The sequence below is a fragment of the Neorhizobium sp. LjRoot104 genome (assembly GCF_964253725.1).
Lineage (GTDB): Bacteria > Pseudomonadota > Alphaproteobacteria > Rhizobiales > Rhizobiaceae > Neorhizobium.
Genome location: NZ_CAXURS020000001.1, coordinates 331,176 through 356,148 on the forward strand (window position 1 = coordinate 331,176; position 24,973 = coordinate 356,148).

Sequence of the window (24,973 nt, forward strand, 5' to 3'; positions counted from 1 at the left end):
ATCGACGCTTCGTAGGCTTTCTCGTCATGGGCCCGGAAAAGCTCGAAAGTCGGCTGATGACAGGGGGATGACGTGGTCGGCAAAAAGCCGTTGGCGAAATCGCCACCGCCTGTTATCTTCGCGCCAACGAAACAATCAGACGCCAGCGGCATACCTTCAAGAGGCCTTGCGCGGCGAGATGGATTTAACAGTGATGGACCCCGATAGCGGCGCAAAGCCGCCGGAAGGCGGGGCGTCGGCGGTACCGCGCGGAGAGGGTAAATCCTCGAGGCGTCGGAAGGCGAAGCGGAACGGCAAACGTCGTGACGCGGCGCCTGTAACCAATTCGGAAGCGGTCGATTCGGCCGCCCCTGCCGGACGTCCCCATAATCAGGAACCCAACCCGTCGGCGCGCAAGCGCAAGCGGCGTCGTGCGAAATCCGCAGGCGCCCAGCAGCCGGCACAGGGCTCGAACGTCGCACCCGCGGCACAGCAGGTTCCGGCGCGCCCCGAGGGCGGGCAGCCGCCGCATTCGGCCAAACCGTCGTCGCGCAATCGGCGCAAGAAGAACAGGGGCGGTCGCGGCCTTCAGGGCCGGCCGCTGACGGCTGCCAAGGCGGCGCCCGGCGTGGCGAAGGCGCCAGCGCCTGCCGGTTCGGGCCCGGTTCCTTCCAAGGATATCCGCGGCCGGGCCGGCGCTGAAAGCCAGGCTGCGGAGCAGCGCGGCGAAAAATTCTCCTACGTCAACGATCTCTATGCCGCGCTCGACCTCGGCACCAACAACTGCCGCCTGCTGATCGCGCAGCCGACAAGGCCGGGCCAGTTCCGGGTCGTCGATGCGTTTTCGCGGATCGTCCGTCTCGGCGAGGGGCTCGGCACCAGCCGCCGGCTGTCGCAGGATGCCATGGACCGCGCCGTCGAAGCCTTGCGCGTTTGCGCCGCCAAGCTTGCCAACCGGCCGATCCGCCGTATGCGGCTGATCGCAACCGAAGCCTGCCGGGCGGCCGATAACGGCGAGGAGTTTCTGGCTCGGGTGATCGCAGAGACCGGGCTGGAACTGGAAATCATCGACCGCGAGACCGAGGCACGGCTTGCGGTTTCGGGCTGCTCGTCGCTGGTCGGCCGCGAGGCCCGCTCCGTCGTTCTCTTCGATATCGGCGGCGGTTCGTCGGAAATCGCCGTCATCCGTATCGATGACAGCCGCTCGAGCCGGCTTGCCAACCATATCACCCATTGGACCTCGCTTCCGGTCGGCGTCGTGACGCTGTCGGAACGGCATGGCGGGCGCGACGTGACGCCGGATGTCTTCAGCGCCATGGTGACGGAAGTCGAGGGCATGCTGGCCGGTTTCGATTGTCCGCCGCTTGCCGCCTTCCGCCGTCAGGGCGCCGAGGATTTTCATCTGATCGGGACGTCGGGAACGGTGACCACGCTTGCCGGCGTGCATCTCGACCTGCCGCGCTACGATCGCCGCAAGGTCGACGGCCTGTGGCTGTCGGATGCGGAAGTCTCCGCCATGCAGGCAAAACTGCTTTCCTGGGATTTTGCCGGCCGTGCCGCCAACCCCTGCATCGGTCCCGACCGGGCCGATCTGGTGCTCGCCGGCTGCGCCATTCTGGAAGCGATCCGCCGCCGCTGGCCGAGCCAGCGCATGCGGGTTGCCGACCGGGGCCTGCGCGAGGGCCTGTTGACGGACATGATGGCCGACGACGGCGTGTGGCGCCGGGTGCGGCCGCGCCGCCCAGGCGGCAATCAGGCCGGCAGTCAGGGTGCCGGCGGGCAGGATGAGGCGGGAGCAAGACGATGACGAAACCACCCTCCAAATCTCCCGGCAGCGGCAATCGCACCGGCCGCAAGCTCGGCCAGAAGGTCAAGAAGGGCAAGCTCAAGGCGTCGTCGCGGCGCTGGCTCGAGCGCCATATCAACGATCCCTATGTCCAGCGCGCCAAGCTGGAAGGATATCGCGCCCGAGCCGCCTTCAAGCTTCTGGAGATCGACGAGAAACATCAGATCCTGAAAGGCGCCCGCCGGATCATCGATCTGGGCGCCGCGCCGGGAAGCTGGTCGCAGATCGCCGCGAATGTCACCGGTTCGACCGACGATGATATCCGCGTCGCGGCAATCGATTTCCTGGAAATGGCGCCGCTCGCCGGCGTCAGGATCCTGCAGCTCGACTTCCTCGATCCCGAGGCGCCGCGCCTGTTGATGGAAGCGATCGGCGGCACGCCGGACCTGGTCATCTCGGACATGGCGGCTCCGACCACCGGCCATCAGAAGACCGACCACCTGCGCACCATGCATCTGTGCGAAGTGGCGGCGCATTTCGCCGTCGAAGTGCTGGGCGAGGGCGGCCATTTCCTGGCCAAGACCTTCCAGGGCGGCACGGAACGCGACCTGCTCAACATGCTGAAGCAGAATTTCAAGCAGGTCATCCACGTGAAGCCGGGCGCATCGCGCCAGGAATCGGTCGAGATGTTCCTGCTCGCCAAGCATTTTAAGGGCCGCGCGCCCGAGGCGGCTGAACCGGCGGAAACTGCCGAGGCGGTCTCGGAAGACAGGGGCTGACTACTCGCCGGCTTCCGGCTGGATCTTGCCGCCCCGGTGGCCGGAAACGGCAGCACCCGTCATCGGATCCAGCCTCAGCAGGGGTATGACCGCCAGAAGCGAAAGGGCGGCCACCAGGAAGAAAGCCAGGTGGAAGTCAAAGAGCTGCAGGTGCGTGCCGGTGACCGCCGCAGAGGCTTCGAGGATGAAGGCGGCAAAGGCGACGCCGAGCGCCATGCTGATCTGCTGCAAGACCGAGGCGATCGAGGTCGCCTGGCTCGCCTGTTCGTCGCTGATCTCGGAATAGCTGAGCGCGTTCGTGCCGGTGAATAGGAAGGAACGGCAGACGCCCGACATCAGCAGGAAGGCGACGATCAGCGCGTGGGAGGTTTCCGGCGTGAAAAAGCCGTTTGCCGCGGTGGTCGCCGCACCGAGCACGCCCGAGACGATCAGCGTCATCTTGAAGCCGGTCATCGCGAAGACTCGGCGAGCGGCGAACTTCACGATCAGCGCGCCGAGTGCGCCCGCGAACGTGATGAGGCCGGACTGGAAAGGGTTGAGGCCGAAACCGAGCTGCAGCATCAGCGGCATCAGGAATGGAATGGCGCCGGTCGAGATGCGGAACAGCGTACCGCTGCTGCTCGCCGCCCGGAACGCGTCGTCCTTGAAGAGCGTGAGGTTGAGGATTGGCGCGGGATGGCTGCGGGCGTGGACGACGTAGGCGACGCCGGCGGCGAGGCCCAATGCCGTCGCCGCGATGCCGATGACCGGCGGCAGCGCCGGAAGGCCGACGACCGAAAGCCCGAAGACTGTTCCGGCCGCGGTGACCGAGGTCAGGAAGAAGCCCCACCAGTCGATCGAAGGCGGGTTGGTTGTCTCGATTTCCGGCAGGAAGATGGTCGCGAGATAGATGCCGAGCAGGCCGACCGGCACGTTGATCAGGAAGATCCAGTGCCAGGTGAAATAGGTGGTGATGAAACCGCCGATCGGCGGGCCGGTGAGGGGCCCGACCAGCGCCGGAATGGTGAGCAGCGCCATGGCCGAGACGAGTTCGCTGCGCTTCGTGGTGCGCAGGAGAACCAGGCGCGCGACCGGCGTCATCATCGCCCCGCCCATGCCCTGCAGGAAGCGTGACAGCACGAACTGGAGGAGATCCGAGGAGAACGCGCAGCAGATCGAGCCGACGACGAAGACGAAGATCGCAACGCGAAAGATCTTCTTGGCGCCGAAACGGTCCGCCATCCAGCCGCTGATCGGGATGAACATGGCGAGCGCCACCATATAGGAGGTCAGCGCCAGTTTGAGCGTGATCGGCCCTACATTCAGGTCCGCGGCGATCGCCGGAAGGGCTGTCGCAATGACGGTTGAGTCCATCTGCTCCATGAAGAGGGCAACGGCGAGAATGAGGGGAACGATGCGGTTCATGGGGGGCCTGCAATGGCGGGAATTGGCCCGTCCATAGACCTCTTGGCTCCGTCTGCCAATTGCTGAATCTCACCATTTCAGATTTTGGGTCACGTCTGCGTGAGAACGGATTTTCTCATCCCGAGCCGTCGTTATGTTCCCTGCGTACCGGACGCCTGCTCACGGGTCCCGCGGTAATTTCAGGAGGCAGTTCAATCATGACGAAATCAGGTATCGGACGGCGCACCCTCATCGGCACGGCCGGTTTGGGCGTTCTCGCCGCTCCGGCAATCATCAATGCTCAGGCTTTTGCCCAGGAGAAGAAGGCGTTGGCAATCGATAGAGTCGTCTCGCCGGATATTCATAAGTTCAGGCTTGGCGGTTTTCAGGTCCTGGTGGTGAAGGACGGGGCCCGCCCTTCCGGCGCTCCCGGCGAAACCTTCGGACTCAACCAAGCGCCCGAAAAGCTTGCGACGCTGCTCGACCAGAATTTTCTGCCGACCGACCAGTTCGTCAACAGCTTCGCGCCGACGCTGGTCGATACCGGCAGCGACGTCATCCTTTTCGATACCGGTCTCGGCAAGGCCGCGCGCGCCCAGGGCGGCGGACGCCTTGTCGAAGGGCTCGCGGCTGCAGGCTATATGCCGGAGGATATCTCGATCGTCGTCATCACCCACATGCATGGCGACCATATCGGCGGCATCATGGAGGACGGCAAGCCGACCTTCCCGAAGGCGCGTTATGTCACGGGCCAGGTGGAATACGACTTCTGGACCGATGCCGCCCGGGCAGGCACGCCTGCCGAAGGCAACCAGAAAGCCGTGCTTGCCAATGTGAAGCCGCTTGCCGACAGGATGGCCTTCCTCAAGGAGGGCGGCGAAGTCGTTTCCGGCATCACAGCAATGCTCGCGCCAGGCCATACGCCCGGAATGCTGATCTTCAACATCGAGTCGCAGGGCAAGCGTCTGGTTTTGACCGCCGATACGGCCAATCACTATGTCCTGTCGCTGCAGCAGCCGGATTGGGAAGTGCGTTTCGACATGGACAAGGCCCAGGGAGCGGCGACCCGCAAGAAGGTCTTCGATATGATCGCCACCGACAAGGTCGCCTTCCTCGGTTATCACATGCCCTTCCCGGCGGTCGGTTTCGTCGAAAAGCAGGGCACCGGCTACCGTTTCGTGCCGAAGAGTTACCAGTTCGACATCTGATTGTGCCGAAAAGCGATGAAAACCCGGGATAAGCGCCTCCCGGGTTTTTGCTATTCCCTTCTTGTCATGAACGTGTTACCAGCCCTCGCCAACTTCCAAGCAATTGTTGCCGGAGCGTCGGGACGCTATCAAAGTCGTTCCTGAGCGTATCCCGCATTTTCTAGATCGAAGGAATTTGGCCATGGCACGCATCATTGAAACCGCAACCGGCGCAGATGCGCTGACCTTCGACGACGTGCTCCTGCAGCCCGGCCATTCCGAAGTGATGCCGGGCCAGACGAATATCGCCACGACTATCGCCCAGGATATTGAACTCAACCTGCCGATCATCTCCTCGGCCATGGACACGGTGACGGAAAGCCGGCTTGCCATCGCCATGGCGCAGGCAGGCGGCATCGGCGTCATCCACCGCAACCTGACGCCGGTCGAACAGGCCGAGCAGGTCCGTCAGGTCAAGAAGTTCGAAAGCGGCATGGTGGTCAACCCGGTAACGATCGGTCCGGATGCGACGCTGGCCGAGGCTCTGTCGCTGATGAAATCCTACAGCATTTCCGGCATTCCGGTGGTCGAGAACGGCGGCGGTCACGTTCCGGGCCGCCTTGTCGGCATTCTCACCAACCGCGATGTCCGTTTTGCTTCCGACCCGGGTCAGAAGATCTACGAACTGATGACCCGCGAGAACCTGATCACGGTCAAGGAAAGCAGCGTCGATCAGACGGAAGCCAAGCGCCTTCTGCACAAACACCGCATCGAGAAGCTGCTGGTGGTGGATGGCGAAGGTCGCTGCGTCGGCCTGATCACCGTCAAGGATATCGAGAAGTCGCAGCTCAATCCCAACGCTTCGAAGGATGCCCAGGGGCGCCTGCGTGCCGCCGCCGCGATCAGCGTCGGCGACGACGGTTTCGAGCGCGCCGAACGCCTGATCGAGGCCGGCGTCGATCTTCTCGTTGTCGATACTGCTCACGGCCATTCGCAGCGCGTGCTTGATGCCGTTACCCGCGTCAAGCGCATTTCCAACCACGTGCGCGTCATGGCCGGCAATGTCGCGACCTCCGACGGCACCAGAGCGCTGATCGATGCCGGTGCGGATGCGGTCAAGGTCGGTATCGGCCCGGGCTCGATCTGCACCACCCGCATCGTTGCCGGCGTCGGCGTGCCGCAGCTTGCAGCGATCATGTCGGCCGTCGAAGCGGCACGGGCGCAGAACATTCCCGTCATCGCCGATGGCGGCATCAAGTTCTCGGGCGATCTGGCCAAGGCGATCGCCGCCGGCGCATCCGCCGTGATGATCGGCTCGCTGCTGGCCGGCACGGATGAAAGCCCGGGCGAAGTCTATCTCTACCAGGGCCGCTCTTTCAAAGCCTATCGTGGCATGGGCTCGGTGGGCGCCATGGCCCGCGGCTCGGCCGACCGCTATTTCCAGGCGGAAGTGCGCGATACGCTGAAGCTGGTTCCCGAAGGCATCGAGGGCCAGGTCCCTTACAAGGGTCCGGTCTCCGGTGTGCTGCACCAGCTCGGCGGCGGCCTGAAGGCGGCCATGGGTTATGTCGGCGGCGCCAATCTCAAGGAATTCCAGGAGCGCGCCACCTTCGTTCGCATCTCCGGCGCCGGCCTGCGCGAAAGCCATGCGCATGATGTGACAATCACCCGCGAGAGCCCGAACTATCCCGGTGGCGGCCTCTAATAGTCGCGGCGGGAGGGGGCTTCGTCTCCTCAAGTCTCGGAATAGTCGGCGGATGCCCTGCGACCTGGCCTCATCGCGAGGTCGCCGGGCTGCGGGCAGGGATGAAATTGCGTGGCGCCGCTCGGAGGGCGCCGCAACTTCGGAAGAGGTGCCTTTCGGCAGGGGCTCCGCCATTGCGCATCGGAGAACCCGTGTTATGGGGGTTCTCTGACGAGTGAGGAGAACCGATGCTTTCCAGTAACGCGACGCTCTGGCCGATGATAGCGCATGCCGCGCTGGTCTTCTTTCTCTACTGGTTCCTGTCGAAGAAACGGTACATGGCTGTGAAGTCCGGCAGGGCCGAGGCCGGCCAGTTCCGTGAAAACCGAGAGGAGCCGCGCGAAAGCCTTATTGTCCACAACAACCTCAAGAACCAGTTTGAGCTACCGGTCCTCTTCCATGCCGTTTGCCTCGCGCTCTATGTATCGACCGCTGACAATTGGGGCTCTGTTGCGCTCGCCTGGATATTCGTGCTCTCCCGCTATGCGCATTCCTACGTGCACCTGACCAGCAACCGGCTCCGCTACCGCCGCCCGATCTTCATTCTCGGCTTCTTTGCATTGATGGCAATGTGGGCCTGGCTCGCGATCTGGCTGGTTCTGAATTAGCCTGGCCAGCGGCGATGCCTTCGGGAGCCTCGCCCACAATCCTGGCGGGCTCGCCGATCGGGCGGACCTCACGAACAAGTGTAATATCCGGCACTTGGATCACTCAGTGTTTCATCTGCAAGTGGCAGTTCCTCGGTATAGATTTCTCCGTCATATTCTAGGGAGGAATAGCCATGGACAACGAAACCCCGAAGATCACCCAGGCGATGATCGACGCCTACGACGAATACACCCACCTGACGCTGGACCGTCGCCGCTTCATGGAAAAGTTGACCCAGCTTGCCGGCTCCGGTGCCGCTGCAGCTGCAATCGCGCCGCTGATCGGCGCGAGTTCCGCCATGGCGGACATCATACCCGCCAATGACGATCGGCTGACCACGGAGGACGTCACCTATCCGGGTGCGGCCGGCGTGACGATGAAGGGCTACCTCGTAAAACCCAAGAACGCCTCCGGCACGCGCGGCGGCGTCCTCGTCATCCACGAGAACCGTGGGCTCAACGCCCATATCAAGGACGTCGCCCGCCGTATGGCGCTCGAAGGCTTCAACGCGCTCGCCGTCGATTTCCTGGCGCCCCAGGGAGGTACGCCGGCGGATGAAGAGCAGGCACGGCAGATGTTCTCTTCGCTGAAGCCCGATGATGTTTCGGCCAATGGCGAAGCAAGCCGCGCCTATCTCGCCGGTACCAGCGGCGCGAACGGCAAGGTCGGTGCGATCGGCTTCTGCTGGGGCGGCGGCGCGGTCAACAATCTTGCTGTGAAGTCACCCAGCCTCAACGCAGGCGTCGCCTATTACGGCGCCCAGCCGAAGCCCGAGGACGTGCCCGCCATCAAGGCGCCGCTGATGCTGCACTACGGCGGTCTCGACGAGCGCATCAATGCCGGCATCCCGGCCTTCAGGGCGGCGCTGGAGAAAGGCGGCAAGACCTTCGAGATCTTCGTCTACGACGGCGCCAACCATGCCTTCAACAACGATACCTCGTCGGCCCGTTACGACAAGGCCGCCGCCGATCTCGCCTGGAGCCGCTCGGTGGCGTTCTTCAAGAAGAACCTAGCCTGACCGATCGGCACGAGGGTGCCGGCCGGCGGTGTAGTCGCTCAAGGCCATGGAAACGAAGAAGCCGGGATTTTGCCCCGGCTTCTTGGATGACTAGCTTTCGTCGCCGTTATCGAGGCCGGAAGGCGCCTGTGCATCTTTCTGTCGTTCGTGTCGGATGGCTGCAATCTCCACCACACCCTTGCGGACGCGCGCTGTCAGGATGAGCGGTCGCATGACGATCCGACGAGAGCCCGGGATCAAGCCCCGTTCTGTCATTTCTGGAAATCGGGCGAGATTCTCTTTCAGTTCCGCCAGCCGAGCGAGCATTTTGCGTGCAGCGCCCGGGTTCTCTTCGGCAAGCGCGGCTATGTAAATAAGAAACCACCGCTCGGCAACCGGCGAAAGCCGAACCACAGCCCGTGGCATTAACCGGCTCGTTTGGAGCGCTTGGCCTCGGCGGCATCGACAATCGATGAGGCTTTGTTCAGCAGATCATCGAGATCGACGCCCTTGCCGTCGTCCAGTTCGGCAAATCCTTCTGCGTCCTGAAGCAGTTCGGCGCCTTCCCGTTCAAGATACTGGGTAAGGGCGCGAAGCATGACCCACGTTCGATCGCGATCGAGAGTTGCCGCGATACGGTCGAACTCGTTGACGAGATCGGTGGGAAGACGAAGTGATATCTGCGACTTGTCCTGCGTCAGCATGTGAACTCCTGTAAGACACCGTATCACAGTGCAACCCATGCGGTCGATAGCCGATCATGAGAGGCAGTCACCAACCCGGCATCACCTGTGCCGCCCGGGCCCGCGGCATCCGCTGGAATGCTTTGACCTCGCCGTCGAGATCGTCCGGCATCACGGCCGGCGAGATGTTGTCGAGGCAGGCGGTGATGTGGTCGGTGATGGCGTTCATCAGCGACGGCGAAAGTCCCGGCCGCTTCATCAGGCCGATCTGCACCGGCGGTAGCGGTGGGAAACCGTCGGCGGACGACAGCACCTTCATGCCGGTGCGCAGCGCCGATTCCGGCAGCACCGAGACGGCCATGCCGGCAAGCACCGCAGCGGCGACGACGGTCGAGGACCAGCTGGTGAACAGGACCTGGTATTCGCGTCCGTCCGCATCGAGCGCCGAGCAGGCGAGCTGCCGCCACAGGCAGTCGCGGCGGCCGACGGCGAGCGGCACCGGCGCGTCGTCCTTCAGCGGATGGTTGGCCGAGCCGACCCAGCACAGCGGCTCCGTGCGCACCACGTCGGAAATCCGCTGGCGCGGGTTATGGGTGACGAGTGCGATATCCAGCTCGCCGCGCGCCATCTTCTCCGCAAGGCTGACCGACGGTTCGCAGACGATATAGAGTTCGACATTCGGATGGGTCTTGGCAAAACGGCCGATGATCTCCGGCATGTAGCGGTCGGCATAATCGTCCGGCGTGCCAATGCGCAGCGTGCCCTCGAGACGGTTGTCGTCAAAGGCGGCGATCGCCTCATTGTTGAGGCGGATGATGCGCCGCGCATAGTTGAGCAGCTTCTCGCCCTCCGCCGTCAGCCGGTTGCCGCGGCCGTCCTTGGCGAAGAGCTGCTTGCCGATCCGTTCCTCGAGGCGACGCATCTGCATCGACACGGCGGATTGGGTCTTGAACACGCGGTCGGCCGCCTTGGTGAAGCTGCCGGTGTCCACGATGGAAATGAAAGTATGCAACTGATCGATATCGAGCGGTGCGGACATGGGAATGATCCATCAGTGAGGTTGATGCTAATCATTAGAAACATTCGTTGGACTGATCAATAGGTTTTCCGCGATAAGGGGATCGCAAATCAAAATCGAAGGGTGCTTCTTCCCTGAGCGCCCAATCCAGGCAGCCCTTCCGTCGGACCTCCGCGGAGGGGATGGCCTTTCTCGTGCCTGCGAAAGGATAGACCAATGCGCACGACCGACTGCGGAACTGAACTCGATCTGGTTCATGAGGAGCGCGGCACGCAAGGCCGTCTGGCTGTCGTGATGCTGCGAACGAAATCCGTGTGGCGTGCCTTTCGCAACCGTCTGGCGAGCAATCGCCTCCATGATCTCGACGACCGCCAGCTCAACGATATCGGCATCACACGGCATGATGTGGTGATGGCGCTCGATCGGTCCGGCGTGCTGGACGATCCGTCGCTGCTTCTGTCGCGCGCCGCTCGCGAGCGTGCGCGGCATCGCTTTGCAAGGCCGGCCAATCGCTGATCTTGCCTGACATTTTCCCCGCAGGGTGATAGCCAATAGCCCTGCTGCTTGCCCGGCCGGTCGATCCGTGCCGGGCTTTTTTTATTTGGAAGGCTTTGGAGCGGGGGGCGTAACCTCCGCTTCGGCGTTGCCGCCTGCGCCATTGCGCAGATAGGTGTCGAAGATCGCCTCCATGTTCTTCTGGTAGCTCTTCTGCACTTCAAGGCCGCTGTCGAACATGTTGTTCAGCACGTCGCGATAGGGATTGGGTTCGGCTCCCGGCACTTCCTTGGGTTTTTCGGAGGCGGGAGCTGTCGGGCTGGGGCTCGTGAAGGCGCCGCCCATCATGTCCTGGAATGCCTTGGCGAAGGGATTGTCGGCAAACAGATTGCCGCTCGAAGGCTGCGGCTGCTCCGGCTTTTCGAGCCCCCACATGGAACGCATTGCCTGGGCGAAGGGGTTGTCGAAGGGGTTGGCGGCGGTCTGCGGTTTCGCTTTCGGCTGCAGGCCCATGCTTTCAAGCCACTGCTGCTGCATCTGGCCCATCGGCGAGGCGGCGAAGGCTTCGTTGGCGCCGGTCATCTGCCCGCTCATCTGCTTGAAAAGCCCGCCCATCAGCGTATCGGCCATCGCCGGCATCATCTTCTTGAAGACTTCCTGGCCGATCCCGGTCAGTTGCTCCGCCTGCGCGGCGATCGCGCGGGAAACCTCCTTGGAGCCGAACAGCTTTTCCAGTACCGCGTTGCCGTCCATCGTGCCCTGCGGCGTGAAAGCCTTGGTCAGGTCCTCGAAATACTTGCCATAGGCGCCGGACACCATGCTGCTCATCAGCGAGGTGAGGTCATAAGGATTGGCGCTGGTGCGCTTCAAGCCGGAGGAGAAGGCGGGCATCAGCGCCGCCATGGCCTGGGTGGCCTGTTCCTGAGCCAGGTTGAACTGCTTGGCGATCGCCTCCATGCCTGCGCCGTTCTGAGCTCTGAGCATCATGTCGAACAGTGGCAGCATGGAGAATCCTTTCCGGTTCGGGTGATGCACCACTATATCCGGAAAGTGCTGAACGGAAACCGGTTTTTAGAACCGATCTCGTTTTCGCTCAGTATTGGTATTCCTCGAACACCGGTTCGACCGAACCGTTCCAGCGGCCGTGGTAGAGAGACAGCATGTCGTCGGCCATGGTGGTCTTCTTGGCCAGCACTTCGTCGAGCGGTTGCAGGAAGATGCTTTCGTCCTGGCCTTCGCCGTTGAGCCGCGCGCGGGCCTTCAAACCCGCCTTGGAGATCGCCACCGCCTCGCGGGCGATGTCGAGCACGGGCTTGCCCTTGATCTCGGCATTCAGACCCTTTGCCGGCACCGCGTCGCGCATCGCAACGACGTCCTCGACCGTCCAGTCGGCCGTCAGCGTTTCGGCATCGGCGAGTGCCGTGTCGTCATAGAGCAGGCCGACCCAGAAAGCCGGCAGCGCGCAAATCCGCCGCCACGGGCCGCCGTCGGCGCCACGCATTTCGAGGAAACGCTTCAGGCGCACGTCGGGGAAGAGGGTGGAAAGATGATTGGTCCAGTCGCCCATCGTCGGCTCCCAGTCCTTGACCTCGCCCTTCAGCGCCCCGCTCATGAACTGGCGGAAGGTGACGTGTGTGCAGTCGTGATATTTACCGTCGCGGACGATGAAATACATCGGTACGTCGAGCGCCCATTCCACATAGTCCGCGAACCCGAAATCGTCGTTGAAGACGAAGGGCAGCACGCCGGAGCGCTGGTTGTCGGTGTCGCGCCAGATGTCGCCGCGCCAGGAGACGAGCCCGTTCGGCCTGCCTTCGGTGAACGGCGAGGAGGCGAACAGCGCGGTTGCGATCGACTGCAGCTTCATCGACACCCGCATCTTGGCGGCCATGTCCGCTTCCGAGGAAAAGTCGAGATTCACCTGGATCGTGCAGGTGCGGTACATCATGTCGAGGCCCTTGGAACCGACCTTCGGCATGTAGCGCGTCATGATGTCGTAGCGGGATTTCGGCATGCGCGGGGTTTCCGCGAGCGTCCACTTCGGGCTGCCGCCGATGCCGAGGAAACGGATGCCCATCGGCTCCGCAATCTCCCGCAGGACGGCGAGATGCTGGTTCGATTCCCGACAGGTCTGGTGAATGGTCTCGACCGGCGCACCGGAAAGCTCGAACTGGCCGCCGGGCTCGATGGAGATCGCGCCCATGCCGGAATGTTCGGCAAGCCCGATGATGTTCTCCCCGTCCATGATCGGCTCCCAGCCGAGCTTGGCTTCCATGCCTTTCAGCAGCGCGGAGATGCTGGCATCGCCGAAATAGGGAACCGGGCTGTTGTCCGCCCGGAAAAAGGCGAATTTTTCATGCTCGGTGCCGATGCGGAAATCTTGCTTCGGCCGCGGTCCCTTCGCCAGGTAGGCGGAAAGCTCGGACACCGAGGTCAGCGGTGTCTGGTCGGTCGTATCGCGGGCCATGAAAATTACCTTGCTCGGAATGCCTGAACTGGACGAACTTGCCGGTGATTGGACCGGATTGATGTGCGCTGCAAGTGAATTTCTTTCAAGATAGGATCAGAATTTCAACGCGATTGTGTCAAGCGGGTCACCGCCAGTCGCCGACCGCTGCCTGGATGATCGCAAGTGCCGCGACCGCGGCCGTGTCCGCCCTGAGAATCCTGGGTCCGAGCGGAATTGCGGTGACGAAGGAGAGCGAGCGCAACCTTTCCCGTTCCTCTTCCGAAAATCCGCCCTCCGGACCGACCAGCAGCGCCAGCTTGCTCTCTTTGATCGCCGAGAGGATCGGTAGCGGATTCTGGCCCTCGTCGCCTTCGTCGCAGAAGATGATGCGCCGGTCGTGGGGCCAGGTGTCGAGCAGGTCGCCGAGCTTCTTCGGCGGCGCGACCTCCGGCACCGACAAAATGCCGCACTGTTCGGCGGCCTCCACCACGTTCGCCTGCAGCCGGTCCATGCTGGTGATCTTGCCCTGCACATGCTGGGTCATGACCGGCTGGATGAACCCGGCACCCATCTCGACCGCCTTCTGCACCAGGTAGTCGAGGCGGCCGACCTTCAGCGGCGCGAAGAGATAATGCAGGTCGGATGCCGGCGGCTGCGGCCGGGTCTCCTCGACCGCTTCCAGCACGATCTTCTTGCGGGTCGGGAAGGTAATCCGGGCTTTCCATTCGCCGTCCCGGCCGTTGAAGAGCAGGACTGCCGAGCCTTCCTCCATCCGCAGCACGTTGGCGAGGTAGTTGAACTGCTCCGAGGACACCTCATGGCGGGCACCGGCGCCGAGCGGCGCGTCGATAAACAGCCTCTGCATCCGGAAATTGGCGCGCATGGAAACCTCGAAGCTACAGGAACAGCGCGAACATAACGGTGGCGATCAGCGCCGCAAGGGCTGCGGCCGCCGGAAGAGTGATCATCCAGGCCGCGATGATGCTGAGAAAATGCGAGCGCCGCACCAGGTAGCGCCGTTTCAGCTCGTCGTCATTGCGTTCGAAAGGTTCCGTCGTATCGAGGTCTTTGCCGGCACGCACCCGCATGTATTCGAAACGGCGGCGGGAATGGCGGGTGTACCATTCGCGGAAGAAGCCGACGCCGAACACCGCGCCGACGGCAATATGGGTCGAGGAGACCGGCAGGCCGATCCACGAGGCAACGATCACGGTCAGTGCCGTCGATAGCGAGACGCAATAGGCGCGCATCGGATTGAGCTTGGTGATCTCGGCGCCGACCAGCCGGACCAGCTTCGGGCCATAGAGCAGCAAGCCGAGCGAAATGCCGAGGCCGCCGATGATCAGTTCCCAGAGCGGGATGCGCACGCCTGCCGAGATGCCCCGTTGCGCCGCCGAAACGATCGCCGCAAGCGGACCGATGGCGTTCGAAACGTCATTGGCGCCATGTGCGAACGAGAGCAGCGCCGCAGAAAGGATGAGCGGAATACGGAAGAGCGTGCGAAGCGACTGATTTCGGTTCTCGAGCCCCTCGGCCTGCCCGGCGATTACCGGGACCAGCAGGCGCCAGGCAGCGAGGCCGGTCAGGAGAGCGATCAGCGTCGCAACCGGTGCCGAGACGTCCACCAGCTCCCCCAGCCCGAGCAGCGCAAGATAGCCTGCAAAGGCGCCGGTCATCAGGCCGATCAGCACCGGCACCCATTTCTTGGCCGCGGCGATCTTGTCCTCGCGGTAGATGATGGTTTCCTTGACGAACAACAGGAAGGCGGCCGCGATGACGGCGCCGAGAATCGGCGAAAAGACCCAGCTTGCGGTAATGCTGGCGATCGTCCCCCAGTTGACGGCCGAGAGCCCGGCGGCCGCGATCCCGGCCCCCATGACGCCGCCGACGATCGAATGGGTGGTGGAAATCGGTGCGCCGAGCCAGGTCGCGACATTGATCAGCACCGCGGCCGAAAGGAGTGCCGCCATCATCGTCCATATCAGCATGTCGGGGCTGGTGATCATCCCGCCCTGCATGATGCCGTTGGCGACCGTATTGGCGACGCCCCGACCGGCGAGCACCGCCCCCGCCACTTCGAAGATGGCCGCGAGCCCGAGACCGAAGGTCATGGTCATGGCGCGGGCGCCGACTGCAGCGCCGATATTGTTGGTGACGTCATTGGCGCCGATGTTCATCGCCATGTAGGCGGCAAGGCCGGACGCCGCGATGACGACGACGGCACCGGGCCTTCCAGTCACATAGGATGCGGCAAAGATGGCGACGAGGATAATGAACAGCAGCGCCGTGCCCGGCGCGGCAAGCCTGCGCGACATCTGTCGGGCGGCTTCCTCCACAGAGGAGAATTTCTCCAGATCCTTGTCGAGCGTCGGCTTCGCCAGGCGCGGCCGTCTTTGGCCCATATCTCCGTCCTTGGGTGAAAAGTAAGGCGCGAGAACGGAACTGCCTGCCGTCTCCGCCTCTCGGAAGAAATCAAGGCCTACCGCTTAATAGCGTGCGCAGGCGAAGGCAATATCGCGAAAGTGTGAAGGTGCTTCGCAGCGCTAACTTGCAGCCTTGATCGATAGCTGTGGAACGCGGGGCTGCATTCTTTCTGCGAACTGCAGGAAGAGGATCTTCAGTTCCGGTTCGTTGACGCGCATCGCCGCCTCTTCACAGGAAACCCAGTCCAGTGTCCGAGAGCCCTTTTCCGGATAGCTCTTCAGGCATTCGTCCACTTCGAGCGCGTGGACCTGGACCCGCACAGGGATCTTCAGGCCGTTATCGAGGGTCTTGCGGTAGTGGTAGAAACCGAGTGGTTCCTTTTCCACCTTGCCCTTGACGCCAACCTCTTCGAACGCTTCGCGCTCTGCGACCTGGTGAGCTTTCTTGTCGGTCATCGGCCAGCCCTTCGGCACGACCCAGCGGCCGGTATCGCGGCTGGTCGCAACGAGAACCTCAAGTTGTCCCGGCTTCTTTTTTATCCGGTAGCAAAGTGCAGCATACTGCTGCCGCGGCGGCCGCTGCAGCATCAACCGAAGATTGCTCGTAACCCGATCCATCAAACCCAATTTCTGTTTAGTCCTCCAGCAAATGGTAATTTACTAATATAATGCTTGCGCGAGGATTAACGACCCCCTGCGACTTTTTTGGGAAGAATCACGGTGGATAACCACCCCTGAAGCGATAACCATTGTGAGGCCACTAAGTCTCACGTCAATAGAAATTTGCACAGGTGTTCAATTGTAATTGTGCATGACGTCCGGCCATCCGCAGGTGCGGCCTCAAAGCCCGGTCTGAATCATCCTGAGTTGTGCGATCCGGCTCCATTCGCCGGTGCGTTCGGCCTCGTCGGTGACCTTGGAAATGAAGTCGATATGATCTTCCGCAGCCCGCCTGGCCCCGGAGGGGTCGCCGTCCAGGATCGCCCGCCCGATCGACTCGTGTTGCGTCATCACGGCATCATGGGCGCCGCCGACATTGAAGATGACACGACGGTTATAGAAGATCCCGTCGCTGAGCAGCCGGTAGCAGGCTCTGAGCGTGTGCATCAGAACGATATTATGCGCTGCATCGCCGACGGCATTGTGAAATTCGACGTCGGATGTCAGCTCGTCCTCGAAACGCCCGTCCCGATGAGCGTGGCGCATCGTCTCCAGGATCCGTTCGATGAGTTGCCGGTCGGTCGCGGTCGCTCGTCTGGCGGCCAGCTCCGCGGTCATGCCTTCGAGCTGGCGTCGGTATTCAAGATAGTCGTGAACCGCACGCTGATGCCGGCGGATCAGCGCGACCAGCGGCGGCGAGAAGATCTGGCCGACGATATCGGCCACATAAGTGCCGCCGCCGTGCTGGCTGGTGAGCAGCCCGCGTGCCTCCAGCTCTTTCAGCGCCTCTCTCAGGATCGGACGGGAAACGTCGAACCGCTGCGCCAGCTCGCGTTCGCCGGGCAGGCGGTCGCCGTCGCGCAGCACGCCGTTGAGGATCAGGCCCTCGATCTGCAGGATGACCTCGTCCGCAGTTCGACCATGCGGCACCGGCGCGAAAAGCTCATGCGTCAACTTTGCCGTCTCCAAATCAGGTGATGCCAGTCGGGCGTTCAGGCTTCTTGTATCACTGGTAAAATAAGTATACCAGTTGATTGTCTTTTAGGAGGAGCCAGTGGCCGATACGATCAGTTTTCTGAAGCCCCGGGATGCGGTGCTGTCGCGCCGGGCGGCGATCATTGCCGACCTGACCGAGCTGCTGCCGCCCGAATGCCTGGTGCATGAGGCGCGCGAGCTTGTGCCGTTTGAGACGGATGCGTTCGTCTCCTACCGCCGCCTGCCGCTGGCGGTCGCCCTGCCGAAGACCACCGCGCAGGTGGCCGCGGTGATGAAATACTGCCATCGCTACGGCATTCCCGTCGTGCCGCGCGGGGCCGGCACCTCGCTCTCCGGCGGGGCCATCCCGCAGGAGGATGCGGTCGTGCTCGGCTTGTCCAAGATGTCGCGCATCCTGGAGGTCGACTACGCCAACCGCACCGCCACCGTGCAGGCCGGGGTCACCAATCTCAACATTTCGGAAGCGGTCGGAATCGATGGCTTTTTCTACGCGCCCGACCCGAGCTCGCAGCTCGCCTGCACGATCGGCGGCAATATCGGCATGAATTCCGGCGGTGCCCACTGCCTGAAATACGGCGTCACCACCAATAATCTTCTCGGCGTGAAGATGGTGCTGGTCGATGGCACGGTGATCGAGCTCGGCGGCAAACATCTGGATGCGGCGGGGTACGATCTGCTTGGCCTCGTCTGCGGCTCGGAAGGCCAGCTCGGCATCGTCACCGAGGCCGTGGTTCGGCTGATCGCCAAGCCGGAAGGCGCCCGCCCGGTCCTGTTCGGCTTCGATACGTCCGAGCATGCAGGCGCCTGCGTTGCCGATATCATCGGCTCCGGCATCATTCCGGTCGCCATCGAGTTCATGGACAAGCCGGCGATCGAAATCTGCGAGGCATTTGCCCATGCGGGGTATCCGCTGGATGTGGAAGCGCTGCTGATCGTCGAAGTCGAGGGTTCCGAGGCCGAGATGGAGGCGATGCTGAAGGCGATCGTCGAGATCGCCGGACGCCATGGCGTCAAGACGGTGCGCGAAAGCCAGTCGGCAACGGAGGCGGCGCTGATCTGGAAGGGCCGCAAATCCGCCTTCGGCGCCACCGGCCGCATCGCCGATTACATCTGCATGGACGGCACGGTGCCGCTCGGCAAGCTTTCTTACGTGCTCAACAAGACATCCGAAATCGTCGATCGTTTCGGGCTTCGGGTCGCCAACGTCTTTCATGCCGGCGACGGCAACATGCATCCGCTGATCCTGTTCAACGCCAACGATCCGGAGGATGCGGCCAAGGCCGAAGAGGCCGGCAACGAGATCCTGAAGCTGTGCGTCGATGCCGGCGGTTGCCTGACCGGCGAGCACGGCGTCGGCATCGAGAAACGCGACCTGATGCGCCACCAGTATTCGGAGGCTGACCTCAACCAGCAGATGGCGGTGCGCTACGCCTTCGATGAAGGCTGGATACTCAACCCGTCCAAGGTCTTTCCGCTGGATGGACGGCCTGCCGCATGACGCTGATACCGAATTCCGAAACGGACGCCGCCTACATCATCCGCAATGCCGCTGGCGATGGAAAGAAGCTCGCGCTGTGCGGCGGCAACACCCGCGCCGGTTTCGGCAATTCCGTCGAGCCGGCCGAGATGGTGAGCTCGACCGGCCTTTCCGGCATCGTCGATTACGAGCCGGCGGAAATGGTGATGACGGTGAAAGCCGGCACGCCGGTCGCCGAGATCGAGGCGGCGCTTGCCGCCAACCGCCAGATGATGGCCTTTGAGCCGATGGATCACCGCGGCGTCATGGGCACGCTCGGCGAACCGACGATCGGCGGCGTGTTCGGCGCCAATGTCTCCGGCCCCCGCCGTTTCGTTTCGGGGGCCGCCCGCGACAGCCTGCTCGGTATCCGGTTCATCAACGGCCGGGGCGAGGTCATCCGCGCCGGTGGACGGGTGATGAAGAACGTTACCGGCCTCGATCTGGTCAAGCTTCTGGCCGGCTCGCACGGCACGCTCGGCTTCCTGACCGAAGTGACCTTCCGGGTGCTGCCGGTGCCGCAGGCGGTGGAAACCATCGTCATCTCCGGTCTCGACGATGCCGCCGCCGCAAAGGCGATGGCGGCTGCGATGGCGCTGCCGGTCGAAGTTTCGGGCGCGGCCCACCTGCCGCAGACCGTCCGGTTCCGTTTCCTCGGCGGTGCTTTGCCGAGCGGGGAGGCGACCGTCCTGCGCCTCGAAGGCCTTGCCGCCTCGGTTGCCGTGCGGGCCGAAAAACTGGCCGCCGTGATGGAGGCATTCGGCCCTGTCTCGCGGGTGGGTCTGGAGGAGAGCCAAACGCTTTGGCGGCAGATCCGCGATGTCTATCCCTATTCTGACGGGACGTTGAAACCGGTCTGGCGGGTCTCCGTTGCCCCATCTGCGGGCCACCAGCTCGTCGCCGCCCTCCGGCTCGAAACCGGCGTCGATGCCTTCTACGACTGGCAGGGCGGATTGGTCTGGATGCGGATGGAAGCTGACCCGGAGGCGGATTTGCTCCGCCGCTATATTCGCGCTCTCGGCGGTGGCCATGCGACACTGCTGCGGGCATCGGATGCCGTGCGCGCGGGGACGCAGGCCTTCGAGCCGCAGCCGGATGCGCTCGCGGCACTCTCGGCGCGCGTCAAACAGAAACTCGACCCGGCCGGCATTTTTGGGCCGGGGAAGATGGGGTGAAAGCGATGGATACCCAATAAATGCAAACCAACTTCACCCTCGCTCAGCTCGCCGATCCGCATGTGGCAGAATCCGAGCAGATTCTCCGCCGTTGTGTGCATTGCGGTTTCTGCACCGCCACCTGTCCCACCTACGTCACCCTCGGTAACGAGCTCGACAGCCCGCGCGGCCGCATCTATCTCATCAAGGACATGCTGGAAAACGACCGCCCGGCGGATGAGGAAGTAGTCACCCATATCGACCGCTGTCTCTCCTGCCTTGCCTGCGTCACCACCTGTCCCTCCGGCGTCGACTACATGCACCTGGTCGACCATGCCCGCATCCATATCGAGAATACCTACCGCCGCCCGCTGATCGACCGGCTGATCCGCAACCTGCTCGCAGCCGTGCTGCCCTATCCCGCCCGTTTCCGCGCCGCGCTTGGTTTCGCAAGATTGGGCCGCCCCTTCGCGCCGCTCTTCAAGCGCGTCGCGGCGTTGAAACCGCTCGCCGCCATGCTGGAGCTTGCTCCGAAATCCGCCGCCGGGGCGTCGCATTCGGCGGCGCCCGGCACCCATGCTCCGGAGATCGAGAAGCGCGGCCGTGTCGCGATCCTGTCGGGTTGCGCCCAGCCGGTACTGGACCCGGGCATCAACGACGCTACGCTCCGGCTTCTCGCCCGCTTCGGTATCGAAGTCGTGGTGCCCGAGGGTGAGGGCTGCTGCGGCGCGCTCGTGCATCACATGGGCCGCGAGGAGCAGGCGCTTGATTTCGCCCGCCGCAATGTCGACGTCTGGACGCGCGAGATCGACAATGGCGGGCTCGATGCGATCATCATCACCGCATCCGGCTGCGGCACGACGATCAAGGACTACGGCCACATGCTCCGCCTCGATCCGGCCTACGCTGAAAAGGCGGCGCGGGTATCGAGCCTGGCCAAGGATATCACCGAATATCTGTCGACCCTGGATTTGCCGCGGCTGGAGCCGAAGCGGCTCAATGTCGCCTATCATTCCGCCTGTTCGATGCAGCACGGCCAGAAGATCACCATGGCGCCGAAGAACCTGCTGAAAGCTGCAGGTTTTACTGTTCGCGATCCGGGCGAGGGGCATCTCTGCTGCGGTTCGGCCGGCACCTACAACATCCTGCAACCGGAAATCTCGGCGCAGCTCAAAGCCCGCAAGGTGAAGAATATCGAAGCCACCAAGGCCGATGTGATCGCCACCGGCAATATCGGCTGCATCACCCAGATCGCCTCCGGCACCGCAATCCCGATCCTGCATACGGTGGAGCTTCTGGACTGGGCCTATGGCGGCCCGAAGCCGGAAAAGGTCCCGGCAAGATAAAATGCCCAGCAAAAAAGCCGGCGCGAAGGCCGGCTTTTCGAAGATATCGAGCTTTGGAACCCGGTCTTAGAACTTGTAGGAGACGCCGAGGTTGAGGGCGTGCGTCAGGATGTTGGTCTTCAGCGAGGCGCCGCTGTCGATATCCACATCCACGAACGAGTAGTTGCCCTTGTATTCGGCGAACATCGACCACTTTTCGGTCAGCTGATACTTCACGCCGGCCTGGGCCTGGATCGTCGCGCCACCGAACTGATATTCGAAGGTACGGCCGGAAGCGCGGGTCACTTCGACATGCGGCACGTTGATACCAACACCGGCGCCGACGTAAGGCGTCCACTTGCTGCCTTCGATCGGGAACTTGTAGAGCGCGTTGAGCGTCAGCAGGTTCAGGCCGTCGGTGAATTCGAAGACGCTCCAGCCACCGGCCTTGACCATGGTTTCGTCGTCTGCATAGACCTTGGCGTGGGTGTAATCGAGCGAAACACCCCAGTTCGTCAGGGCGCCGCCATCGAACCAGTAGGTGCCGCGGACGCCCCAGTAGGGCGGCATCGCGAAGGGCTTGGTATCCCAGCCGGCTGCGAAATCAGGTCCGTCCGAGACGTCGACATCGGAATGCGGCGCGAACTGGTAACCGCCGTAACCGGAGATTTCAAATCCGCCGGTATGAACCGGAGCCACATAGGCGGGGGTTGCTGGTGTCATGTCGGCCGCTTGGGCCGGGGCAATATAAGCAAGACCAGCGGTGAGAAGCGTGGAAGCGAAAGCGAAGGAAAGAATTTTGCGCATGAATCAGCCTGCAGGGAGGAACGTTGGCTTTTTTGATGACTCAATGTTTAGCGGCGGATGCATCGGCGGTCTGTGCTTTTTGTGCATCAGTCGCCGACGAAGCTAGGCCATTTATGGTTAACGAAGTCTAAACCCCTGAAAAGGGCAGCATTTACCGCCCTTTTTGAACCTTTGCGGGATATCTCAGCCGCCGAAAATTGTGCCGAAAATATCGATGCCGCGATCCTTGAAATCGACGTTCCCCTGACGGTTGCCGGGGCCGATGACGATCACCTTGGTGCCGATGTCGGCGCGCGAATAAAGATGCTCGACGTCCTTGTTCATCATGCGGATGCAGCCGGACGACATGTTGAGGCCGATCGTCCAGGGCTGGTTGGTGCCGTGGATGCGGAAGATCGTGTCGCGGCCGCCCTTGTAGAGATACATGGCGCGGGCGCCGAGCGGATTGTCGATGCCGCCTTCCTGCACGGCCGGCAGGATGCGGCCGGCGCGACGTTCGCGAACGCGCATCTCGGCCGGCGGCGTCCAGGAGGGCCACTCGGCCTTGCGGCCGACATTGACCACGCCCGACCAGCCGAACCCTTCGCGCCCGACGCCGATGCCGTAGCGGGTCGCCCGGTTGGGGCCTTCGATATAGTAGAGGAACTTGTTGTTGGTATCGACGATGATCGTGCCGGGTTTCTCGGTCGACGAGAAGCGTACCATGCGGCGCTTGAATTGTTCAGGCACTTCCCGCGGCATCGCGACAAGCGTCACGTCGTCTGCAGGGCGCTCGATAGACGCTGCCGCCGGGCTGATGGCGCTTGCTTGTCCGGTGGTAAGGAAGATCGCGCCAGCCATTCCCATGGCCATCGCGAGCGTCTTGCCTGCCCTTATTCCCCCTGTCCTCATTCCCAAATCCTCTCCGCTCTGTTGAACGGCGGAGGCTAACCGACTCGGACATCAAAGCAAGCCGGGATAGATGCAATAAAGAAGATGTGATGGCAAAAAGGCGGCGGTACTGTGTCTCCGCCGCCTCACCTTTGGCATTTGCCGGCGTTACATGACAACGACTTTGGTGCCGATGTTCACCCGCTCGTAGAGATCGGTAACATCTTCGTTGCGCATGCGGATACAGCCGGAAGAGACGGCGCTGCCGATAGACCAGGGGGCGTTGGTGCCGTGGATGCGATAGAGGGTCGAGCCGAGATACATGGCGCGGGCGCCGAGCGGGTTTTCCGGCCCGCCGTCCATGCGCGCCGGCAGGTAGTGCCCCTTGGCGGCTTCGCGCTGGATCATTTCGGAAGGCGGCGTCCAGTCCGGCCACTCGGCCTTGCGCGTTACACGGTGTTCCCCGGCCCATTCGAAGCCAGGCTTGCCGACGCCGACGCCATAACGCCGCGCCTGACCGTTGCCGGTGACCAGATAGAGGAAGCGATTGTTGGTGTCGATGACGATCGTGCCGGTCTTTTCCTTGGTGTCGTAGGCGACCGTCTGGGGTAGGAACTGCGGTTCGATCTGGCCGCGGATCGGCTGCGGCCGCATCGCCACCGGCTGCACGGTGGAGCGATCGAAGATGCCGCGGCGAACCACCGGCTGCTGCTCGCGCTCTTGGTAGGCTTCACGCTGCTGGTAGATCGGGCGCGGCTGGGCAGCCTGGCGCGGATAGACGACCGGGCGGCCGTTCGGGCCGGCAAGCTGCATCACCCACGGGGCGGCAAGATCGGGGCTGACGACCACAGGCGGACGTTCGCGATAGCGGTCCTGGGCAAGGGCGGGGCCGGGAAGGGCGATATTCGACAGGGCAGTCGCAAGGCCGAAGGCCAGGAAAAGGGTTTTCTTCATGATCGGATCCACACGTTACAAATCACCGACCGGACGCCCATCAAACACTTGGATAATTTGGCGTCGGTGTTGACGAACATGGTGACCGCGAGGTGAAAGCGAATGGTAAACGGGTGGAACATTCAAAGCCGGCCGGCCTATAAACCTTTTGGCAGGGTTACCGCCCGGTTTTGAAACATGGTTGACCAGTGATAAACCCGGCGCAAGGGCCGTTAACCAGCGGGTTTAGCCCAAGGACAAAGGGAGAGGGAATGGACCAGGCGGGAACCATCGTCGGCGAGGACGGCAAGGCGCGTTGTGCCTGGCATGGCGGCCTGGAAGACTACCGGCACTATCATGACGAGGAGTGGGGCCGGCCGGTGACGGACGACATCCGCCTGTTCGAAAAGATCTGCCTCGAAGGTTTCCAGTCCGGCCTGTCCTGGCTGACGATCCTGAGGAAGCGCGAGAATTTCCGCGCCGCCTTTGCCGGTTTCGATTTCGTTGAAGTCGCTCGGTTCGGCGAGGAGGATATTGCCCGCTGCCTCGCCGACGCGGGTATCATCCGCCATCGCGGCAAGATCGTCTCGACCATCAACAATGCCGCACGTGCCATCGAACTCAAGCGCGAGTTCGGCTCGCTCGCCAAATTCTTCTGGAGTTTCGAGCCGGCTCCGCACGAGCGCCCGGCGGTGATGGATCTTGCGACACTCCGGGCCAATCCCACCACGCCGGTGTCGGTTGCGTTGTCGAAAATCTTGAAAAAACGCGGCTGGACCTTCGTCGGACCGACCACCGTCTACGCCTTCATGCAGGCCATGGGCATGGTCAACGACCATCTCGACGGCTGTTTCTGCCGGCGAGAGGTGGAGTCCCTTAGGAAGGAATTCCGGCGTCCATAGGTATCTTTTCAGAATAAGATTGACAAAAGTTAATTATTAATCTGAGATTTATTTACTATTGATGTTTAAATTTGACATTTATCATAGATTTAGCTTTAGTATAAAGGTGTTTTCCCGAATTTAAGATGACGTTTACCGATTTATAATTTGTTATATCCAGAATCTGCGAAACGGTTTTGGTTGAGCTGAGTCATGATTGCATTATTCAAGAAAAAAATTCCGGTTTACTCCGACGGCGT

24 protein-coding genes are annotated in these 24,973 nt (G+C 62.5%); 11 read left to right on the forward strand and 13 right to left on the reverse strand.

Annotation, left to right across the window (positions count from 1 at the left end; genetic code table 11):
• Positions 1-193: 193 nt before the first annotated feature.
• Both ACSQ8R_RS01600 and ACSQ8R_RS01605 read left to right on the forward strand, forming a co-directional pair.
• The gene (locus ACSQ8R_RS01600) at positions 194-1,786 is read left to right on the forward strand and encodes a Ppx/GppA phosphatase family protein (protein ID WP_436251769.1); all 1,593 of its coding nucleotides are present in this window, start codon (positions 194-196) and stop codon (positions 1,784-1,786) included.
• On the forward strand, positions 1,783-2,544 hold the full coding sequence (locus ACSQ8R_RS01605; protein WP_436251770.1) for an RlmE family RNA methyltransferase: 762 nt from the start codon (positions 1,783-1,785) through the stop codon (positions 2,542-2,544). The genes ACSQ8R_RS01600 and ACSQ8R_RS01605 overlap by 4 nt, the downstream gene beginning before the upstream one ends.
• Here ACSQ8R_RS01605 and ACSQ8R_RS01610 read toward each other — a convergent pair whose 3' ends face one another.
• Positions 2,545-3,948, reverse strand: coding sequence for an MDR family MFS transporter (locus tag ACSQ8R_RS01610; protein ID WP_436251771.1), 1,404 nt, complete (start codon positions 3,946-3,948; stop codon positions 2,545-2,547).
• A 197-nt stretch (positions 3,949-4,145) separates the two neighbouring features.
• On the opposite strand from ACSQ8R_RS01610, the gene ACSQ8R_RS01615 reads away from it, so the two are divergent.
• The 4 genes from ACSQ8R_RS01615 to ACSQ8R_RS01630 all read left to right on the forward strand — a co-directional run bounded on the left by ACSQ8R_RS01615 (position 4,146) and on the right by ACSQ8R_RS01630 (position 8,524).
• Entirely contained in the window at positions 4,146-5,135 is a 990-nt protein-coding gene (locus tag ACSQ8R_RS01615) for an MBL fold metallo-hydrolase (RefSeq protein WP_436251772.1), read from the forward strand.
• A 181-nt stretch (positions 5,136-5,316) separates the two neighbouring features.
• Positions 5,317-6,819 (forward strand): IMP dehydrogenase, encoded by a 1,503-nt coding sequence (guaB, locus tag ACSQ8R_RS01620; protein ID WP_436251773.1) that lies wholly within the window; start codon positions 5,317-5,319, stop codon positions 6,817-6,819.
• Between the two features lie 227 nt (positions 6,820-7,046).
• On the forward strand, positions 7,047-7,466 hold the full coding sequence (locus tag ACSQ8R_RS01625) for an MAPEG family protein (protein ID WP_436251774.1): 420 nt from the start codon (positions 7,047-7,049) through the stop codon (positions 7,464-7,466).
• Between the two features lie 173 nt (positions 7,467-7,639).
• Entirely contained in the window at positions 7,640-8,524 is an 885-nt protein-coding gene (locus ACSQ8R_RS01630; protein WP_436251775.1) for a dienelactone hydrolase family protein, read from the forward strand.
• 90 nt (positions 8,525-8,614) lie between these two features.
• Here the strand turns inward: ACSQ8R_RS01630 and ACSQ8R_RS01635 are convergent, their stop codons facing one another.
• The 3 genes from ACSQ8R_RS01635 to ACSQ8R_RS01645 form a co-directional block, all read right to left on the reverse strand.
• On the reverse strand, positions 8,615-8,929 hold the full coding sequence (locus ACSQ8R_RS01635) for a type II toxin-antitoxin system RelE/ParE family toxin (RefSeq protein WP_436251776.1): 315 nt from the start codon (positions 8,927-8,929) through the stop codon (positions 8,615-8,617).
• Positions 8,929-9,207 (reverse strand): CopG family ribbon-helix-helix protein, encoded by a 279-nt coding sequence (locus tag ACSQ8R_RS01640; RefSeq protein ID WP_436251777.1) that lies wholly within the window; start codon positions 9,205-9,207, stop codon positions 8,929-8,931. The genes ACSQ8R_RS01635 and ACSQ8R_RS01640 overlap by 1 nt, the downstream gene beginning before the upstream one ends.
• 67 nt (positions 9,208-9,274) lie before the next feature.
• Positions 9,275-10,225, reverse strand: a complete 951-nt coding sequence (locus tag ACSQ8R_RS01645; RefSeq protein ID WP_436251778.1) for a LysR substrate-binding domain-containing protein — start codon at positions 10,223-10,225, stop codon at positions 9,275-9,277.
• Positions 10,226-10,420: 195 nt separating this feature from the next.
• On the opposite strand from ACSQ8R_RS01645, the gene ACSQ8R_RS01650 reads away from it, so the two are divergent.
• Positions 10,421-10,720 (forward strand): DUF1127 domain-containing protein, encoded by a 300-nt coding sequence (locus ACSQ8R_RS01650; protein WP_436251779.1) that lies wholly within the window; start codon positions 10,421-10,423, stop codon positions 10,718-10,720.
• 81 nt (positions 10,721-10,801) lie between these two features.
• On the opposite strand, the gene ACSQ8R_RS01655 is transcribed toward ACSQ8R_RS01650, so the two are convergent.
• The 6 genes from ACSQ8R_RS01655 to ACSQ8R_RS01680 form a co-directional block, all read right to left on the reverse strand.
• Positions 10,802-11,704, reverse strand: a complete 903-nt coding sequence (locus ACSQ8R_RS01655; protein ID WP_436251780.1) for a DUF937 domain-containing protein — start codon at positions 11,702-11,704, stop codon at positions 10,802-10,804.
• A gap of 88 nt (positions 11,705-11,792) precedes the next feature.
• Positions 11,793-13,166, reverse strand: coding sequence for a glutamate--cysteine ligase (locus tag ACSQ8R_RS01660; protein ID WP_436251781.1), 1,374 nt, complete (start codon positions 13,164-13,166; stop codon positions 11,793-11,795).
• A gap of 127 nt (positions 13,167-13,293) precedes the next feature.
• Positions 13,294-14,031 carry a 16S rRNA (uracil(1498)-N(3))-methyltransferase gene (locus tag ACSQ8R_RS01665; protein WP_436251782.1) on the reverse strand — a complete coding sequence of 246 codons (738 nt, stop codon included), beginning with the start codon at positions 14,029-14,031 and terminating at the stop codon, positions 13,294-13,296.
• A 13-nt stretch (positions 14,032-14,044) separates the two neighbouring features.
• Entirely contained in the window at positions 14,045-15,550 is a 1,506-nt protein-coding gene (locus tag ACSQ8R_RS01670) for an inorganic phosphate transporter (RefSeq protein ID WP_436251783.1), read from the reverse strand.
• A gap of 141 nt (positions 15,551-15,691) precedes the next feature.
• A complete protein-coding gene (locus tag ACSQ8R_RS01675; protein WP_436251784.1) occupies positions 15,692-16,198 on the reverse strand; it encodes an NUDIX hydrolase in 507 nt (168 codons plus the stop codon).
• A 213-nt stretch (positions 16,199-16,411) separates the two neighbouring features.
• On the reverse strand, positions 16,412-17,185 hold the full coding sequence (locus ACSQ8R_RS01680; RefSeq protein WP_436251785.1) for a FadR/GntR family transcriptional regulator: 774 nt from the start codon (positions 17,183-17,185) through the stop codon (positions 16,412-16,414).
• A 100-nt stretch (positions 17,186-17,285) separates the two neighbouring features.
• On the opposite strand from ACSQ8R_RS01680, the gene ACSQ8R_RS01685 reads away from it, so the two are divergent.
• Genes ACSQ8R_RS01685 through glcF form a run of 3 tightly spaced genes read left to right on the forward strand, consistent with a single transcriptional unit; the run spans position 17,286 to position 21,243 of the window.
• Entirely contained in the window at positions 17,286-18,725 is a 1,440-nt protein-coding gene (locus ACSQ8R_RS01685) for an FAD-linked oxidase C-terminal domain-containing protein (RefSeq protein WP_436251786.1), read from the forward strand.
• Positions 18,722-19,918, forward strand: a complete 1,197-nt coding sequence (locus ACSQ8R_RS01690) for an FAD-binding protein (RefSeq protein ID WP_436251787.1) — start codon at positions 18,722-18,724, stop codon at positions 19,916-19,918. The genes ACSQ8R_RS01685 and ACSQ8R_RS01690 overlap by 4 nt, the downstream gene beginning before the upstream one ends.
• A 20-nt stretch (positions 19,919-19,938) precedes the next feature.
• Positions 19,939-21,243: a glycolate oxidase subunit GlcF gene (gene glcF / locus ACSQ8R_RS01695; RefSeq protein WP_436251788.1), complete on the forward strand. Its 1,305-nt coding sequence runs from the start codon at positions 19,939-19,941 to the stop codon at positions 21,241-21,243.
• A gap of 66 nt (positions 21,244-21,309) precedes the next feature.
• Here glcF and ACSQ8R_RS01700 read toward each other — a convergent pair whose 3' ends face one another.
• The 3 genes from ACSQ8R_RS01700 to ACSQ8R_RS01710 form a co-directional block, all read right to left on the reverse strand.
• On the reverse strand, positions 21,310-21,945 hold the full coding sequence (locus ACSQ8R_RS01700) for an outer membrane protein (RefSeq protein WP_436251789.1): 636 nt from the start codon (positions 21,943-21,945) through the stop codon (positions 21,310-21,312).
• Positions 21,946-22,212: 267 nt separating this feature from the next.
• Positions 22,213-22,920, reverse strand: a complete 708-nt coding sequence (locus ACSQ8R_RS01705; RefSeq protein ID WP_436251790.1) for a L,D-transpeptidase — start codon at positions 22,918-22,920, stop codon at positions 22,213-22,215.
• A gap of 147 nt (positions 22,921-23,067) precedes the next feature.
• On the reverse strand, positions 23,068-23,856 hold the full coding sequence (locus ACSQ8R_RS01710) for a L,D-transpeptidase (protein ID WP_436255343.1): 789 nt from the start codon (positions 23,854-23,856) through the stop codon (positions 23,068-23,070).
• 248 nt (positions 23,857-24,104) lie between these two features.
• Between ACSQ8R_RS01710 and ACSQ8R_RS01715 the strand changes: the two genes are divergently transcribed.
• Positions 24,105-24,734, forward strand: a complete 630-nt coding sequence (locus tag ACSQ8R_RS01715; protein WP_436251791.1) for a DNA-3-methyladenine glycosylase I — start codon at positions 24,105-24,107, stop codon at positions 24,732-24,734.
• The last annotated feature ends 239 nt before the right edge of the window (positions 24,735-24,973 follow it).